At 66.7% G+C, this 15,815-nt stretch carries 16 protein-coding genes; 11 read left to right on the top strand and 5 right to left on the bottom strand.

Annotation, left to right across the window (positions count from 1 at the left end; all coding sequences use genetic code 11):
- The first annotated feature begins 235 nt into the window (after positions 1-235).
- Complete coding sequence (gene ltrA / locus MasN3_RS15695; RefSeq protein WP_281908382.1) at positions 236-1,603, top strand: group II intron reverse transcriptase/maturase; 1,368 nt, start codon at positions 236-238, stop codon at positions 1,601-1,603.
- An 89-nt stretch (positions 1,604-1,692) separates the two neighbouring features.
- On the opposite strand, the gene MasN3_RS15690 is transcribed toward ltrA, so the two are convergent.
- Positions 1,693-2,970, bottom strand: coding sequence for an NRAMP family divalent metal transporter (locus MasN3_RS15690; protein WP_281908380.1), 1,278 nt, complete (start codon positions 2,968-2,970; stop codon positions 1,693-1,695).
- 131 nt (positions 2,971-3,101) lie between these two features.
- A complete protein-coding gene (locus MasN3_RS15685; RefSeq protein ID WP_281908379.1) occupies positions 3,102-3,392 on the bottom strand; it encodes a hypothetical protein in 291 nt (96 codons plus the stop codon).
- Positions 3,393-3,733: 341 nt separating this feature from the next.
- Between MasN3_RS15685 and MasN3_RS15680 the strand changes: the two genes are divergently transcribed.
- The 3 genes from MasN3_RS15680 to MasN3_RS15670 are packed head-to-tail and all read left to right on the top strand — an operon-like array spanning position 3,734 to position 5,937.
- Positions 3,734-4,156 carry an NfeD family protein gene (locus MasN3_RS15680; RefSeq protein ID WP_281908378.1) on the top strand — a complete coding sequence of 141 codons (423 nt, stop codon included), beginning with the start codon at positions 3,734-3,736 and terminating at the stop codon, positions 4,154-4,156.
- Positions 4,157-4,195: 39 nt separating this feature from the next.
- Positions 4,196-5,131: an SPFH domain-containing protein gene (locus MasN3_RS15675; protein ID WP_281908377.1), complete on the top strand. Its 936-nt coding sequence runs from the start codon at positions 4,196-4,198 to the stop codon at positions 5,129-5,131.
- Positions 5,128-5,937, top strand: a complete 810-nt coding sequence (locus tag MasN3_RS15670; protein WP_281908376.1) for an SDR family oxidoreductase — start codon at positions 5,128-5,130, stop codon at positions 5,935-5,937. Before MasN3_RS15675 ends, MasN3_RS15670 begins: the two co-directional genes overlap by 4 nt.
- A gap of 113 nt (positions 5,938-6,050) precedes the next feature.
- Here the strand turns inward: MasN3_RS15670 and MasN3_RS15665 are convergent, their stop codons facing one another.
- Together MasN3_RS15665 and MasN3_RS15660 are read right to left on the bottom strand one after the other, a co-directional pair.
- Entirely contained in the window at positions 6,051-7,598 is a 1,548-nt protein-coding gene (locus MasN3_RS15665; protein WP_281908374.1) for a L,D-transpeptidase family protein, read from the bottom strand.
- Positions 7,599-7,635: 37 nt separating this feature from the next.
- Positions 7,636-8,115, bottom strand: coding sequence for a universal stress protein (locus MasN3_RS15660; protein WP_281908373.1), 480 nt, complete (start codon positions 8,113-8,115; stop codon positions 7,636-7,638).
- Positions 8,116-8,276: 161 nt separating this feature from the next.
- Here MasN3_RS15660 and ppsA point away from each other — a divergent pair, with 161 nt between their 5' ends.
- The 3 genes from ppsA (at position 8,277) to MasN3_RS15645 (ending at position 12,079) form a co-directional block, all read left to right on the top strand.
- Positions 8,277-10,712 (top strand): phosphoenolpyruvate synthase, encoded by a 2,436-nt coding sequence (ppsA, locus tag MasN3_RS15655; protein WP_281908371.1) that lies wholly within the window; start codon positions 8,277-8,279, stop codon positions 10,710-10,712.
- Between the two features lie 382 nt (positions 10,713-11,094).
- On the top strand, positions 11,095-11,475 hold the full coding sequence (locus tag MasN3_RS15650) for an Hsp20/alpha crystallin family protein (RefSeq protein ID WP_281908369.1): 381 nt from the start codon (positions 11,095-11,097) through the stop codon (positions 11,473-11,475).
- Positions 11,476-11,503: 28 nt separating this feature from the next.
- The gene (locus MasN3_RS15645; protein WP_281908368.1) at positions 11,504-12,079 is read left to right on the top strand and encodes a family 1 glycosylhydrolase; all 576 of its coding nucleotides are present in this window, start codon (positions 11,504-11,506) and stop codon (positions 12,077-12,079) included.
- On the opposite strand, the gene MasN3_RS15640 is transcribed toward MasN3_RS15645, so the two are convergent.
- Positions 12,041-12,991 carry an IS481 family transposase gene (locus MasN3_RS15640; protein ID WP_281908367.1) on the bottom strand — a complete coding sequence of 317 codons (951 nt, stop codon included), beginning with the start codon at positions 12,989-12,991 and terminating at the stop codon, positions 12,041-12,043. The genes MasN3_RS15645 and MasN3_RS15640 overlap by 39 nt on opposite strands.
- A gap of 111 nt (positions 12,992-13,102) precedes the next feature.
- On the opposite strand from MasN3_RS15640, the gene MasN3_RS15635 reads away from it, so the two are divergent.
- The 4 genes from MasN3_RS15635 (at position 13,103) to MasN3_RS15620 (ending at position 15,745) form a co-directional block, all read left to right on the top strand.
- Entirely contained in the window at positions 13,103-13,831 is a 729-nt protein-coding gene (locus MasN3_RS15635) for a hypothetical protein (RefSeq protein WP_281908366.1), read from the top strand.
- An 11-nt stretch (positions 13,832-13,842) separates the two neighbouring features.
- Positions 13,843-14,838 (top strand): zinc-dependent alcohol dehydrogenase family protein, encoded by a 996-nt coding sequence (locus tag MasN3_RS15630; RefSeq protein WP_281914521.1) that lies wholly within the window; start codon positions 13,843-13,845, stop codon positions 14,836-14,838.
- A gap of 154 nt (positions 14,839-14,992) precedes the next feature.
- The gene (locus MasN3_RS15625; RefSeq protein ID WP_281908365.1) at positions 14,993-15,430 is read left to right on the top strand and encodes a universal stress protein; all 438 of its coding nucleotides are present in this window, start codon (positions 14,993-14,995) and stop codon (positions 15,428-15,430) included.
- Positions 15,431-15,451: 21 nt separating this feature from the next.
- On the top strand, positions 15,452-15,745 hold the full coding sequence (locus MasN3_RS15620; RefSeq protein ID WP_281908364.1) for a universal stress protein: 294 nt from the start codon (positions 15,452-15,454) through the stop codon (positions 15,743-15,745).
- Positions 15,746-15,815: the final 70 nt, after the last annotated feature.

The following is a 15,815-nucleotide window of genomic DNA, read 5'->3' as shown; positions in this document are numbered from 1 at the left end:
GGGCGAGCGGGCCATGAATCGCGAAGCTCTTGTGGTCAAGGAGAGGTGGCGTAGATGCGGCGGTTGTGTGATGAAGGAGTGCGGCCCTTACCTGGGGACGCCCCGCCTTGTGCCTGAAAGGGCGACGAAAAAAAAATCGGAGCGGGGTCTCAGCAGAGGTCATAGTAGTTGGAGGTAGCGCCGGGAAGGCTCGACTCCGCCGACGAAGGACCAAACGAGTAGGAGTGAATCCGATATGTCGATGCAGAAGGCACAGCGTCAGATGCCCGCTAACGCGGGGCGGGAAGCCGTAGGGCAAGGTGAAGCCATGCTCGATGCTTTCAGCGACGAAGCGTTCTGCCCGCGGCATGCAACCGGAGGCACAGGGTCGGCGCTGCTGCAAACGGCGCTGACGACAGAGAACTTGCGGCGGGCGTTCAAGCGTGTACGGGCCAATAAGGGAGCTGCCGGCGTGGATGGACTGGACATTGACCAGACCTCGCGTCTACTGGCGACCGAGTGGCTGCACATACGTGAACAACTGCTTGCAGGGACGTATCGGCCCAGCCCGGTACGTCGGGTGACGATTCCGAAGCCCGATGGTGGCGAGCGCGAGCTCGGCATTCCGACGGTGACGGATCGCCTGATCCAGCAAGCACTGCTACAGGTGCTGCAGCCGATCCTTGACCCCACTTTCAGTGAGCACAGCTATGGTTTTCGGCCGGGCAGGCGTGCGCAGGATGCGGTGTTAGCCGCTCAGGCATACGTCCAGTCCGGGTTGAGAATCGTGGTGGACGTGGACTTGTCGAAATTCTTCGACCGGGTCAACCATGACATCCTGATCGATCGCCTGAAGAAACGCATCGACGACGCCCGAGTGATCCGGCTGGTCCGTGCCTATCTGAACAGCGGCATCATGGACCATGGCGTGGTGCAGGAGCGAAGCGAAGGAACGCCGCAAGGCGGGCCATTGAGTCCGCTGCTTGCCAACGTGATGCTCGATGAAGTGGACAAGGAACTGGAACGGCGCGGCCATCGCTTTGCACGCTACGCCGACGATGCGAATGTGTATGTGCGCAGCAGGCGGGCGGGTGAGCGGGTGATGGGGCTGCTGCGGCGCTGCTATGCCAAGTTGCACCTCGTGGTCAACGAGGGCAAGAGCGCGGTAGCTAGCGTCTTCGGCCGCAAGTTCCTCGGTTACAGCCTGTGGGTGGCGCGTGGAGGCGAAATCAAACGCAAGGTGGCTGACAAGCCGCTGCAAGCGTTCAAGCAACGTATTCGGGAGCTGACCTGCCGTTCCGGCGGACGCAGCATGCCGGATGTGGTGCAGGGACTTCGTTCCTATATGCTGGGTTGGAAAGGGTACTTCCAGTTGGCGCAAACCCCAAAGGTCTGGCGCGGACTCGATGAATGGTTGCGGCACAGGCTGCGAGCTATCCAGCTCAAGCACTGGAAACGCGGAAGCACCATGTATCGGGAACTGCTCAAGCTTGGGGCTTGGCCGTCGGCAGCAAGGCACGTGGCGGCGAACAGCCGCCGCTGGTGGCACAACAGCGATAGGCTACTCAAAACAGTGATGACTATCGGCTATTTCGACCGACTGGGCGTACCCCGCCTGTCTTGACCTCAACTACTCGAACCGCCCGGTGCGGACCCGCATGCCGGGTGGTGTGGCAGGGGAGCGGCCCTCAGGGCCGTCCCCTATGCCGATCCTCAGCCGTCCACCAGCATGGCCAGGGTGGCGGCCAGCATCAGGGCTACCCCGGCCCAGCCGATTACTGTGTGGCGCAGGCTCAGGGTGTAGCCTCCCATGATCTTGCGGTTTCGCGCCAGCAGCAGCATGACCACCATGACCGGCACCGCGATCACGCCGTTGATCTGGGCCGAGAGCAGCAGCGCGGCGATCGGGTCGATGGGGGCGAAGTCGAGCAGGGCGCCGCCCAGCGTGGCCAGCGCGATGATGGCGTAGAACCTGCGCGCTTCCATCGGCTTGAGATCCATGCCGTTACGCCAGTGGAAGCTCTCGGTGATCGCGTATGCGGCCGATCCGGCCAGCACCGGCACGGCCAGCATGCCGGTGCCGATGATCCCCAGCGCGAAGGCGAGGAAGGCGAATTCGCCCGCCAGCGGGCGCAGCGCCTGCGCCGCCTGGCTCGACGAGACGATCTCGGTGACGCCGTGCGCGCCGAGCGTGGCCGCGGTGGTGAGCATGATGAAGTAGGCGACCAGGTTGGAAAATCCCATGCCGGCCAGGGTATCCGACTTCATGCGCGCGAGCTGGGCGCTGGCGTCCGGCGGGCGGGTGCGCAAGGCGTGGGCGCGCGGCGTGCTGCGGATTTCCTCGACTTCCTGCGACGCCTGCCAGAAGAACAGATAGGGACTGATGGTGGTGCCGAAGATCGCGACCACCAGCGCCACCGAGTCGGAGGTGAAGCGGAAGTGCGGCCACACCGTGCGCGCAAGCGCATCGGTCCAGTCGAGTTCCACCGCGAAGGCGGTGGCGACGTAGGAGAGCAGGGCCAGGGTCAGCCACTTCAGGTAGCGCACATAGGTGGTATACGGCAGGAATACCTGCAGCAGCAGGCACAGCACGCCGAAGCCCAGCGCGTACAGGTGGCTGGAACCACGGCCGAGCGCCAGACGCAGCGCCTCGCCCATGGCGGCGATGTCGGCCGCGATGTTGATCACGTTGGCGACCAGCAGCAAGACGATGATGGCGTACAGGAGCCAGGGCGGGTAGGCGCGGCGGATGTTCGCGGCCAGCCCGCGGCCGGTGACGCGCCCGATCCGCGCCGACACCAGCTGGATGCCGACCATGAAGGGATAGGTCAGCACCAGGGTCCAGAGGGCATTGAATCCGAAGCGCGCGCCGGCCTGCGAATAGGTGGCGATGCCGGAAGGGTCGTCGTCGGCGGCGCCGGTGATCAAGCCGGGCCCGAGCGACTTCAGGGTGGCGTTGTCGACGAGCCGGCGGAGGAGGGCGAGCGGCATGATGGCCTGCGCAAGGTGGTCCGCGGGCCTGCCCGCGACGGCGTTGGGGCGATCGCGAGGCCATGATGGCGCCTCGGTGCTCGCTCAAGAAAAATGCCCCGCGTCCGAAGACGCGGGACGGCCAGCATGGATCAGGCGTGCTTGGCCTTCAGGTGGGCCCTGGCATGCTGCGCTTTCGCTACCGCGTCTTTCTTGCATGCGGACTTTTCGGCGCCCTTCATGGTCTTGCAGTTGGCCAGCGCGGTCTTTTCATTGGCCGTGATCTGCTTCTTCTCGGCCTTGACCTCGGTCTTGGTCGGCGCGCTGGCATGGGCCGCGGCCGCGGGGTGCGCGTTGGCGGGTGCGGCTGCCTGGGGCGCCGCAAAGGCGGCGGTCGAAGCCATCAGCAGTGCGGCGCCGGCCAGCTTGAAAGTCGATTTCATGATGATCTCCTGTCCTGAGTCGGGTATGAGCAAGTCGCTCCCCCACTCAACGCGCGCCGGCCGCCGCAGTTGACGGCCGCCGGTGGCGCCGGCGCCGGTTTAAGCATCGCATAAGTGACGCTCGCGCCGGGCCCGCCACGCGCGCTGTTCCGCCCGCTTCATGCGCCTGCGATAAACGGCGGCCTGGCGCTTCCAATCCTCGCCAGGCCTGCTACACTGGCAACGACAACTTCTTGGCAGAAAGCACAGAATCGGCACCCAACCCGACACCGTTGAACCCTCGCCGCCTGTCGCAGGTCGCGGGGGTTTTTTACTTTGTTGATTCATTCGAGGAGAAGCAGATGACTGATTGGATGGGCTGGCTGGTGGCCGCGGGCGTCCTCGTGATTGCCGAACTGTTCACCGGCACTTTTTACCTGTTGATGATCGCGATCGGCGTCGGCGCCGGCGCGCTGGCCGCCGTCACGGGCGCCAGCGGCCCGCTGCAGATCATGACCGCGGCCGTGGTCGGCCTGGCCGCCACCGCGGTCCTGCACCGCAGCCGCTTCGGCAAGCCGGCCAAGGCCGAAGCCACCCGCGACTGCAACGTCAATCTCGACATCGGCCAGCGCGTCGCCGTCCCGCATTGGGTGGAAGGCCGCGCCCGCGTGATGTACCGCGGCGCGCTGTGGGACGTCGAGCTCGGTCCGGGCGCGCAGCCGGAAGCGGGCGATTACCGCATCGTGGAAGTGCGCGGCAGCCGCCTGATCGTGGCCGATTCATAAGACAATCTAATAAATACTACTCATCTACAAGGGATGCTCATGGAATTCACCTCCGGCACGGTTGCGATCGTCATCTTCATCATCGCCCTGGTATTCATCTTCAAGACCATCAACGTGGTGCCCCAGCAGCACGCGATGGTGGTCGAGCGCCTCGGCAAGTTCCATGCCGTGCTGGCGCCCGGCCTGAACATCGTGGTGCCTTTCATCGACCGCATCGCCTACAGGCACAGCCTGAAGGAGATTCCGCTCGACGTGCCGCCCCAGGTCTGCATCACCAGGGACAACACCCAGCTGCAGGTCGACGGCATCCTGTACTTCCAGGTGACCGACGCGATGCGCGCCTCCTACGGCTCCTCGAACTACATCCAGGCCATCACCCAGCTGGCCCAGACCACGCTGCGTTCGGTGATCGGCAAGATGGAGCTCGACAAGACGTTCGAGGAGCGCGACCACATCAATACCACCATCGTCAACGCGATCGACGAATCGGCCGCCAACTGGGGCGTCAAGGTGCTGCGCTACGAGATCAAGGACCTGACCCCGCCGGCCGAGATCCTGCACGCGATGCAGCGCCAGATCACCGCCGAGCGCGAAAAGCGCGCCCTGATCGCGGCGTCGGAGGGCCGGCGCCAGGAACAGATCAACATCGCCAGCGGCGAGCGCGAAGCGGCGATCGCCCGTTCCGAGGGCGAACGCCAGGCCGCGATCAACCGCGCCCAGGGCGAAGCCAGCGCCATCGTCGCGCTGGCCGAAGCCAGTGCCGCGGCGCTGCGCCAAGTGGGCGCGGCGATCCGCGAGCCGGGCGGCATGGACGCGGTCAACCTGCGCGTGGCCGAGCACTACGTGGACGCCTTCGGCAAGCTGGCCAAGACCAACAACTCCTTGATCGTGCCGGCCAACATGGGCGACATGAGCAGCGTGATCGCCAGCGCGCTGCAGATCGTGAAGTCGCAGCAGCCGGATATCCTGCGATGACCCGTGTGGTGATCATCACCGGCGCTTCCGATGGGATTGGCGCCGAGATGGCGCGCCAGTTGGCCTCGAAAGAGGGCGCAGGCGTCGCATTGGTGCTGGCGGCGCGCAGCGCCGAGCAGCTCGACGCGGTGGCGGCCGAATGTGCCGCTTTCGGCGCGCAGACGCTGGTGGTGCCGACCGACGTCGGCGTGCAGATCCAGTGCCGGCGCCTGGTGATCAGCGCCCTCGAGCATTTCGGCCGCATCGACGTGCTGGTCAACAATGCCGGGCGCTCGGCCCATGCGCTGTTCGAGGAAGTCGAAGACCTGTCCTGGTACGAGGAACTGATGCGCGTGAACCTGTGGGGCGCGGTCTGGTGCACCCAGGCGGCGCTGCCGGCGCTGAAGGCCTCAACCGGCAGGATCGTCGCGGTGTCCTCGCTGGCAGGCCTGGTCGGGGTGCCGGGGCGCACCGCCTACAGCGCCACCAAGTTCGCCATGACCGGCTTCTTCGAGGCGCTGCGCGCCGAAGTGAAGGGCCATGGCGTGTCCGTGACCACCGCTTATCCGGGCGTGGTGGCGACCGCGATCCGTCACCGCGGCTTCAACGCACGCGGCGAGGAGGCCGGCGTGAGCGGGCTCGATGAAGCAGGCGCGATGAGCGTGCAGGAATGCGCGCGCCTGATCATCGAGGGAATGGACGCGCGCCGGCGCGAAGTCGTCATGACGGCCAAGGGCAGGCTTGGGCGCTTCCTCAAGCTGATCGCTCCCGGCTTGGTGGAGAAGATGGCGCTGGCCGCCCTCAAACAGGACGTCCGGCCCCGTTGAGGCGTCTCAGTCGCCCCGGTTTGTGCGAACGGTCAAGGCGCCACCGACTGCTGGGTATTGGGCGCGCGGCGTTGGCCGCGCTTGTCAATTCCCGCTGATATCGGCGCCTACGGTCAGCGGGAAGCCAGGGCTGCACTCAACTGCCGGTCGCGTCCGTAAATGTCGTTCGCGAACAGCACACGGCCCTGGCGGTCCGTCACTGCGGTGGCGTAGAACAGGATGACGGTCACCGGGGTGGCAAGGCTGACCGTTCGCGGCGGCCCCGGGCGCATGGCCGCGGCGATCTGTTGCTCGCTCCAGCGGTCAGGGTCAGCCAGCACGAAACTGGCCAGCGCGGCCGGGTGCTCCACGCGTATGCAACCATGGCTGAGGTCGCGGCGTCCGCGTTGGAACAATTCCTGCGACGGGGTCGAATGCAGATAGATGTTCATCGGGTTCGGCATGGCGAACTTGATGTTGCCGAGCGCGTTTTTCGCGCCCGGGCGCTGGCGGACCCGCGCGGTGCCCGTGCGCAGGGCAGCCACTGCCTGTGGCCCCGCGGTGGCGAGCACCTGGCCGTTCGCCGCCACCAGTTCCATGTCGTTCTGGCGCAGGTAAGCGGGGTGATGAACCAGTTTGGGCAGGATCTCACCCAGAGCAATACTTCGCGGCACGTTCCAGTAGGGGTTGAACTCGACTGCGCGCATGTGACCGAGGAAGGAGGGAGTGGGTGTCCCCGCGGCCCTGCCGACGATGACCCGCATCTCGAGCGGCGTGGACGCCGCCTGGCCGAGGTCGAAGGCCCACAGGCGGTAGGCAGGCACGTTGACGGCGATAACGCGTCCACGCAAGGGCGGCAGCCAGCGCAGGCGCTCCAGCGTCAGCGCGAGCTGCGCGGCGCGCTGCGCCGGCGGCACGGCCAGCGCAGCCAGGGTGGCGGGACCCACGCGCCCATCTTCGACAAGGCCGTGACGCTCCTGGAAGCGCCGCACGGCGGAGGCCAGGGCGGGGGAGCCCGCTGCACCCGCGTCGCCTTCTTCGACACCGCCTTCCAGGTCGCCGAGCAGACGCAGGCGCTCGCGCAGCGCCGCCGCGCCTGCCGGCAAGGCCGGCCACTCCGGCGCCCGCCCCGCCAGTTCGCGGTACTGCGCGAGCGAAGCCTTCACCCTGGCGTAGAGCGGCAATGCGGGCGCGGCCGCATCCACGGCGTCGGCCAGTCGGCCGCTGGCGGCAGCCTGGCGCAGCTCCGCTACCGGATCGAAGCCCGCGAGCGCGTCCTGGTCCTGGCGGTAAGGCGAAGGCGTGCGGCCGGCATGCAGGTCGGCCAGGTACTGCAGCATGGCGGTGCTGAGCGCACGCTCGAACGCTGCCTTGTCGTCGGGGGAAACCGCACGATCCAGCTGGTGAGCAAGCTCGTCCGTCCGGTAGAGCGCCGGGTCCAGACCATGGGTGGCGGCATCCCCAAGCAGGCGCAGTGCCAGCCGTGCCGGCGCCTGCCCGTGCTCCAGCCAGCGCGGCGGCGCGCCGGACGCGTACAGGCGCGCCGCCAGGGCGCCGGCGTCGACCGGGGCGGCAAAGGCCGGCGCGCGCTGCGGCGACGCGGCGAGCACGAGGTACAGCAGCAGGACGGATGCGGTCCTGTGCGCGCTGGAGCGAAGCAGGGCGGGAAATGGGAGCGTCATGGGTGGCGGGTCGGGAAGGGCGCAGGATGGCGCCCGCTCAGAAACCGGCCGCAACGCTCACGGCCGCATCGGCCCGCGGCGGCCGCAGCACCATGACCGGGGCCGCGGCGTAGGCGAGGACATGCTGGGTGACGCTGCCGGCGATCTTGCCGGTGAGCCCGCCCGCACCGTGCGAGCCCATGACGATCAGGTCGCACTGGCGCTCCCTGGCGGCATCGATGATGGCATCCCCCGGGCTGAGCGAGTAGGTGGCCAGCGTCTCGGACGCCAGGCCGGCGGCCTGCGCGCGCGCGGCCACCGCGGCCGCACGGCCCTCGGCCTCCGCCAGCATGCGGTCGACCTGGGGGCCGGCGCCGCTGACGAGTCCGCGTTCGGCGCCGCCGAGGAATGCCTCGGGAAAGGCGACCGACAGCGCCACGATCTCGCTGCCGCAGGCACGGGCCAGCTGGAGCGCGGCGTCGCCCGCCTGCGTCGCGATGGGCGAACCGTCTGTCGGCACCAGGATGCGCTTGTACATGCTGTCCTCCTTGAGCAGGTGGGAGAGTATGCGCCCGCAGCCTCAAAACTGCATGAAACTGGCTCGCGTTCGCATGGGAGAGTATTGAGCCAGATTAAGCGATAGTCAAATTCCTCGGATACGATCGGTCGACATACGATGCGTGCACCGGGGAGGGGACCATGGAAGCATCCGGCAAGTTCATTTCCTGGTTTGCAGAGCTGGGCATTGCGGACGTGCCTTTGGTGGGCGGCAAGAATGCTTCCCTTGGCGAGATGGTGCGTGAACTGGGCGGCCAGGGCGTGCGGGTGCCGAACGGCTTCGCCGTGACCGCGGCCGCCTACCGGGCCACCCTGGACCGCGCCGGGGCATGGGATGGCCTGCACGCGGCCCTCGACGGACTCGACCATACTAACGTGGCCGCGCTCACGCGGCGTGCCAGGACTGCGCGCGACATCGTCTACGGCGCGCCCCTGCCGCCCGAACTCGCGGAGGGCATCGTGCAGGCCTGGCGCGCGCTGCGCGAGCAGTATGGCGAAACATTGACGGTGGCCGTGCGCAGCTCCGCCACGGCCGAAGACCTGCCTACCGCCAGCTTCGCCGGCCAGCATGAAACCTATCTCAATGTCAGCGGCGAAGCGGACCTGCTCGACAGCGTGCGGCGCTGCTTCGCCAGCCTGTTCATGGAGCGCGCCATCGTCTACCGTATCGAGAACGGTTTCGACCACTTCAGGGTCTCGCTGTCGGTCGGTGTGATGAAAATGGTGCGCTCGGACCTGGCCTGTTCCGGGGTGATCTTCACCCTCGATACCGAGACCGGCTTTCGCGACGTCGTGCTCGTTACCGGCGCCTATGGACTGGGGGAGAACGTGGTGCAGGGCACGGTCGATACCGACGAGTTCTATGTGTTCAAGCCGACCCTGCGCGCGGGGCGCCGCAGCGTGCTGCGGCGCAGCCTCGGCGGCAAGGAGGTGCGGATGGTCTACGCGGAGGCGGGCGCCGCGGGCACCACGCGCAATGTGCCGACCGCGCCGGACGCGCGGGCGCGCTACTGCCTCGACGATGCCGCCGTGCTGGAACTGGCCGAGGCCGCGCTGCGCATCGAGGAGCACTACGGCGCGCGGGCAGGTCACCCTGTGCCGATGGACATCGAATGGGCGCAGGACGGCATCGACGGCAAGCTCTACGTGGTCCAGGCACGTCCCGAGACGGTCGCCGCGCGCCGCTCGGCGACCCTGCTGGACGAGTACCATCTCGACGGCAAGGGCGAGGTGCTGGCATCCGGACGCGCCGTGGGCAGCAGGGTTGCGGCCGGCACGGCGCGGGTCATCGCCGACATCGGCCAGCTCGGCCAGTTCCGGCCGGGCGAGATCCTGGTGGCCGAAACCACCATGCCGGACTGGGGCACGGTCATGAAGACCGCTGCCGGGGTGGTGACGGACCGTGGCGGACGTACCTGCCACGCCGCCATCGTGGCGCGCGAGACCGGTGTGCCGGCCCTGGTCGGCTGCGGCAACGCGACGCGAACGATCCGCACCGGCGACCCCGTCACCCTGTCCTGTGCCGAGGGCAGCGTCGGCCACGTGTATGCCGGCAGCCTGCCGTTCCACCGGACCATCACCGACCTGGCGGCCCTGCCCATGCCGCGCACCCGCATGATGGTCAACATCGGCAACCCCGACCTCGCTTTCCGCACGCGCTTCCTGCCGAACGACGGGGTGGGCCTGGCGCGCATGGAATTCATCGTCGCGGAACATATCCGCATCCATCCGATGGCGCTGATTCATCCGGACCAGGTGCGCGACGAAGGCCAGCGCGCCGAGATCGCCCGTATCACCAGCGGCCATGCGTCGCCTGCCGAGTACTTCGTCCGCGAGCTGGCCGAGGGAGTCGGCACGATCGCGGCCGCCTTCTACCCGAAACCCGTCATCGTCCGCATGTCCGACTTCAAGACCAACGAGTATGCCAGCCTGCTCGGCGGCGCCGCCTTCGAACCGCTCGAAGCCAATCCGATGATCGGCTTTCGCGGGGCCTCGCGCTACGCGCATCCGGCCTATGCCGAAGGGTTCGCGCTGGAGTGCCGTGCCATGCGGCGGGTACGCGAAGACATGGGCCTGTCGAACCTGATCCTGATGATTCCGTTCTGCCGGCGCGTCAAGGAGGCCGAGGACGTGCTGCATGCGATGGCGTCGCACGGCCTGGAGCGGGGCGTGGACGGGCTGGAAGTCTACGTCATGTGCGAGATCCCCAACAATGTGATCCAGGTCGATGCTTTTGCGCGCCTGTTCGACGGCTTTTCGATCGGTTCGAATGACCTGACCCAGCTGGTGCTGGGTGTGGACCGCGATTCCGACATCGTGGCCTTCGACTTCGACGAGCGCGATCCCGGCGTGCTCGAGATGCTGCGCCAGGCGGTCGCCGGTGCGCGGCGCAACGGGCGTCATGTAGGGATCTGCGGCCAGGCGCCGTCCGACTATCCGGAGGTGGCGCGCTACCTGGTGGAGCAGGGGATCGATTCGATCAGCCTGAACCCCGATTCGCTGCTTGCCACCGTGCGCAACCTGGTCGAGGTCGAGCGTGCGCTCGGTATCGCAGCGCGCATGCCGTTTGCAGGCTGAGCGCGGGAGGATCACCAGCGCAAGCCAAGCGGCCGGCCGGATGGGCGGAGACGTCCGGATCACGCAGCCATGCTGGCGCGCATACACGCTCGTGATCGATACGGGCGGTACAGGCGGGCTCGCTCAGCTGCGCACCGCCTGCGCCCGGGCGTTCGACGGCGTGGCGCGCCGGGAGGCGTTTCATGGTCCGTAACTCTGAAGCTTTCAAGCGCCGCACGTTGACGTGCCTCATACGACCAGTCATGACGACTCCTAGCATGGACGACGAGCCGTGGGGCACGGCCGCAGACGGCGGCATCGCGGCCCGGCTTTTCCGTCCGCACGGATGCAGAACCGCAGGGGGACCTCTGGCAGCATTTCCACGTTCACCCAGGAGAACATCGTGGCCAACAACCTGACCCGTTTCGCGCCGTTCCACGACGTCATGCGCATGTCCGGCTTGCGCAATATCGAGGATCCGATGCGCGACTTCGCGCTCTCGCCGGCGCTGCGCAGTGTCGAGCACGGGCGCCGGATCAGGATCGGCGTGAAGAAAGCCGACCAGGCCTGCCTGGTGAAGGCGGACATGCCCGGCTTCAAGGAAGAAGACATCAAGATCCCGGTGGAGGGCAGGCTGGTGTCCATCGGCGCCACCATCTACGAACAGGAACAAAAAACCGTCGGCGACACGGTATGCAGTGAACGCTGCAGCGGCTCCCAGGTACGGGAAGGAAGCAAATTGCCGTGCAATGAGGGCTGCGCAAGCGGGGGGCAGGGGCGCTAGCCCAGCGACATCAGGGGGAAACAAGACAATGCCGTCGACCTGCCGGGCCTGTCCGCCCCTGACGCCCGAGAACCTGCTTCGTTCATTTTCGTTCTGCACCGGGATCGAGAACAGTGCCCCCGTCATCGCGGGTCCCGACGGCCGGCCGCTCCGGATCGACCAGATGGCCGCATCCGGGCACGACCGGCGCTGGCGCGAGGATTTCCACCTGGTGCAGGAACTCGGTTTGCGCTGCCTGCGCTACGGACCCTGCTACCACCGCACCCACCTCGGCCCCGGCCATTACGACTGGTCCTTTGCCGACGAGACCTTCGCCGAGCTGCGCCGGCTTGGCATCGTCCCGATTGCCGACCTGTGCCATTTCGGCTTGCCTGCCTGGCTGGGAGATTTCCAGAATCCTGACTTCCCCGCCTATTTCGCGGAATACGCGCAAGCATTTGCCCGCCGCTTTCCATGGGTCTGGATGTACACGCCGGTCAACGAAATGCTCGTGACCGCCGAGTACTCGGCCTTGCGCGGCTACTGGAACGAGGCCTTGCGCAGCGACCAGGCCTTCGTCACGGCGCTAGGTGTGAAGTTGCAAGAGGTTGTTTCGGTTGGTTGAGAGCCTGGACATTGGCGCCTTGCCGCTGATGCCCTGGTGCGGGCGATGCCAGTTGTAATGATGGATCCACTCACGCAGCGTGGCTGCACGCTCGTCGGAGCTCTTGTAGACGAAGCCGTAGGCCCATTCACGTAACGCCGACTGGATGAAGCGTTCGGCTTTGCCGTTGGTCTGGGGCCGGTAGGGCTTGGTAAAACGGTGCTTCAGGTCCAGCCCTGTGCAAACGCGGCTAAAACTCTTTGCACGGAAGGCCGAGCCATTATCGGTCAGCAGCCGCTTGGGTTTCGCACCCAGCGAGCAGTAATACGCATGAGCGTTCGCCAGGAAGCGGCAGGCGCTTTCCTGTGACTCATCAGGGTGCAGCTCGGTGTACGCAATCCGGGCATGATCGTCGACGGCCACAAACAACACTTCCCAGCCCGCACCGCGGCTGCGGTCACGACGGTCACCAGTAGCCCGGTGACCGGTCTTCTCGATCCGGCCTAGCTTCTTCGTATCGATGTGTATGAGGTCGCCCGGATTCTCGTGCTCATAACGCTTCACTGGATCGGCCGGTTCCAGATCCGACAATCGCGCCAGGCCAGCACGACCGAGCACACGGCTTACCGTGGCTTTTGATAGCGACAAATACTCGGCGATGCGTGCTTGCGTCATTCGCTTCTTGCGCAGCTCAACGATGGTCAGCGCCTTCGATTCATCAATGGCACGCGGACTGCAGTTAGGACGTGAAGAGCGGTCAACCAAACCTGGCTTTCCCTCGGCGAGAAAGCGACCGACCCATTTGCGCACGGTTGCTGCGCTGACGCCGTATAACTGCGCCGCTTGGCTATCAGGCAAACGAGATTTCAGGACGTCTTCGACCATTTCGACTCGACGGATGAAGGTCAATCGGGCATTCTTATGGATGTTCATTCGGTTGGTTTCCTTGAGAACTGGGGGTTTGGCGATTTCCAGTTTCGCAAATCCAATCCGAATGAACAACCTATTGAAACATCACAGCTAGGCCATGTGGTCGAGGCAAACGTGCGTGCCAGCGAGGCGATCTGCCAGGTGTGCAAGCCGTGGTTCGTGCAGAGCGAGTCGACCCGTTATTACCACCCCTTCGATCCGGCCGCGGCTTCCCAGGCCGACTACCTGAACGATCTCCGTTTCCTGAGCCTCGACCTGAACTACGCCCGCAGGCCATCGGAGCAGATGATCGCCTACCTGTCTGAAAACGGCATGATAGCTTCCCGGCTCGACTATTTCTTGCAGCGCAAGATCTGGCCGCAATGCATCATGGGTACCGATTACTACGAGTCGAGCGAGTCCGTGGTGTTCGCCGACGGCAGCGCCCGCGGATCCAACGTGCTGGGCTACTACGGGCTGACCCGGCAGTACTACGAGCGCTACCGGCTTCCGATCATGCTCACAGAAACCAACCAGATCCAGGGGCTCAACGCGGCATTCTGGCTGGAGCGCCAGTGGGCGAACGTCCTGCGCCTGCGCCAGGAGGACCATCCGGTCATCGGATTCACCTGGTACAGCCTCACCGACCAGGTCGACTGGGACATCGACCTGCGCGTGCAGCGTCACCACGTCGTGGCCAACGGCCTGTACGACATGGCGCGCCGGATCCGCCGTGCCGGCGTCGAATACCGCCGCATCATCCAGGCCTGGAGCGGTGCGCTGGCCGACACCGATCATCCCGCATGCTCGCCCGACTGGCTCGAGAGACCGGCAGCGCGCTTGCCACCGGCTGGCGTCGTGTGATGCGCCTCACCATGGAAGCGATGCTGCTCGATGCGCCCGGCCGCCCGCTGCGCAAGGCTAGGCTTGCGCTTCCCCGGGCGCAGGGAAGGGACATCCTCATCAAGGTAAGCGCCTGCGCCGTCTGCCGGACCGACCTGCACATCGTCGACGGCGAACTGCCCCCGCACCTGATGCCGCTCATCCCCGGCCATGAGATCGTCGGGCGTGTGACCGGCGCCGGCGCGCTGGCGCAGCGCTTTCGTCCGGGCCAGCGGGTCGGCGTTCCCTGGCTCGCGGGCAGCTGCGGCGCCTGCGCGTTCTGCAGCGCCGGACGCGAGAACCTGTGCGAGCGCGCCACGTTCACGGGCTATGACCGGCATGGCGGGTTCGCGGACTACACGCTGGCCGATGAACGTTACTGCCATGCGCTCCCGGATGCCTACGACGACGCGCACGCGGCCCCGCTGCTGTGCGCCGGACTGATCGGCTACCGCGCCTATGCGATGACGGAGGGCGGGCGCCGGCTCGGGCTGTATGGCTTCGGCGCATCCGCCCACTTGGTCGCGCAGCTGGCACTGCAGCAGGGCCGCGAAGTCTGCGCTTTCACCCGTCCCGGCGATACGCGCTCGCAGGCCTTCGCCCGCGCGCTCGGGGCCGCCTGGGCCGGAGCCGCCGACGCGGCGCCGCCGGCGCCGCTCGACGCCGCCATCCTGTTTGCGCCAGCCGGGGAACTGGTGCCGCAGGCGCTGGCGGCGACCCGCAAGGGCGGCATCGTGGTGTGCGCCGGCATCCACATGAGCGACATCCCGTCCTTTCCCTACGCCCTGCTGTGGGGCGAGCGCTGCGTGCGCTCGGTGGCGAACCTGACGCGCGCCGACGGCGACGCCTTCTTCGGACAGATCGCGCACGGCGCGCTGCGTACCACCGTCAGGACCTACCCGCTGGGCGCGGCCAACGAAGCGCTGGATGCGCTGCGTGCCGGCAGGATCGACGGCGCCGCGGTACTGGTCCCGGAAGGAAGTCGATAGCCGCTATTCTGTTCTTGATCTACATCAAAGAAACTGCGAGCCTGGGGGGACAAACTGGCACTGTTTCTCTCAAATGGCAACCGCCTAACTGGTGCCTAATACCGCGTGCTCGAATCATCCTGCCGGCGGCGCCGGCATTTCCATGGAGGTTGCCATGTACAAGCGTATCCTGCTCACGACCGACGGGTCGGAGGCATCACGGCGTGCCATCCGGGCCGGCGTCGACTTCGCCAAAAGTCTGGGCGCCGAGGTGGTCGGCATGACGGCCACGCCCGAATTCCATACCTTCACGGCCAATGCCGAGATGATGGAGCAAACCCGCGACCAGTATGTCGCATCCACCAGGGCGCACGGGGAGCGCCTTCTGGACGAAGTGGCGGCAGTCGCGCGCGACGCCGGCGTGCCCTGCAGCTGCGTGCAGGTGGTCTCCGACGAGCCGTACGAGGCCATTATCGCCACCGCGCGCGAACGGCTGTGCGACCTGATCGTGATGGCCTCGCATGGGCACAAGGGTATCAAGGGCCTGCTGCTGGGAAGCGAGACGCAGAAAGTGCTGGTGCACAGCCTGATTCCGGTGCTGGTGCACCGCTAGGCACGGGGAGGGCTGGCCTTCATGTACAAACGCATCCTGGTGCCGACCGACGGCTCGCCGGTGGCCCAAGCGGCCGTCGACGCCGCAATCGATCTTGCGCGAGCCGCGGCGCGCCAGCGCGGGTGCGACCTGATCGCGATGGGCTCGCATGGGCGGCGCTGGATCGGGCGCCTGCTGGCCGGGAGCGTGACGCAGGCGCTACTCGCCTATGCGCCGGTACCGGTGATGGTGCTGCGCCCGGTGGTGGGCGACACCCGGGCCCCGGCGTATGCGCAGGCGCCGGCCGGGCCCTGGCCCGCCCCGGATCCCGGCTAGGGGCGCCAGGTGCAGCCCGGAAAGCAGCGGCCAGCAGCGTCCACGTTCACCGATCGCGGGCGTTCCCGTG

The sequence above is a fragment of the Massilia varians genome, from assembly GCF_027923905.1.
Taxonomy (GTDB): Bacteria; Pseudomonadota; Gammaproteobacteria; order Burkholderiales; family Burkholderiaceae_D; genus Telluria; species Telluria varians_B.
Note: the sequence above shows the minus strand (reverse complement) of the source record. Positions and strands in the feature narration are given on the sequence as shown.

Coding starts and splice junctions, on each gene's coding strand:
- MasN3_RS15630 (WP_281914521.1), top strand. CDS start 13,843: ATGGAAGCGATGCTGCTCGATGCGCCCGGCCGCCCGCTGCGCAAGGCT.
- MasN3_RS15640 (WP_281908367.1), bottom strand. CDS start 12,991: ATGAACATCCATAAGAATGCCCGATTGACCTTCATCCGTCGAGTCGAA.
- MasN3_RS15625 (WP_281908365.1), top strand. CDS start 14,993: ATGTACAAGCGTATCCTGCTCACGACCGACGGGTCGGAGGCATCACGG.
- MasN3_RS15665 (WP_281908374.1), bottom strand. CDS start 7,598: ATGACGCTCCCATTTCCCGCCCTGCTTCGCTCCAGCGCGCACAGGACC.
- MasN3_RS15685 (WP_281908379.1), bottom strand. CDS start 3,392: ATGAAATCGACTTTCAAGCTGGCCGGCGCCGCACTGCTGATGGCTTCG.
- ltrA (WP_281908382.1), top strand. CDS start 236: ATGTCGATGCAGAAGGCACAGCGTCAGATGCCCGCTAACGCGGGGCGG.
- MasN3_RS15680 (WP_281908378.1), top strand. CDS start 3,734: ATGACTGATTGGATGGGCTGGCTGGTGGCCGCGGGCGTCCTCGTGATT.
- MasN3_RS15690 (WP_281908380.1), bottom strand. CDS start 2,970: ATGCCGCTCGCCCTCCTCCGCCGGCTCGTCGACAACGCCACCCTGAAG.
- MasN3_RS15645 (WP_281908368.1), top strand. CDS start 11,504: ATGCCGTCGACCTGCCGGGCCTGTCCGCCCCTGACGCCCGAGAACCTG.
- MasN3_RS15670 (WP_281908376.1), top strand. CDS start 5,128: ATGACCCGTGTGGTGATCATCACCGGCGCTTCCGATGGGATTGGCGCC.
- MasN3_RS15660 (WP_281908373.1), bottom strand. CDS start 8,115: ATGTACAAGCGCATCCTGGTGCCGACAGACGGTTCGCCCATCGCGACG.
- ppsA (WP_281908371.1), top strand. CDS start 8,277: ATGGAAGCATCCGGCAAGTTCATTTCCTGGTTTGCAGAGCTGGGCATT.
- MasN3_RS15675 (WP_281908377.1), top strand. CDS start 4,196: ATGGAATTCACCTCCGGCACGGTTGCGATCGTCATCTTCATCATCGCC.
- MasN3_RS15620 (WP_281908364.1), top strand. CDS start 15,452: ATGTACAAACGCATCCTGGTGCCGACCGACGGCTCGCCGGTGGCCCAA.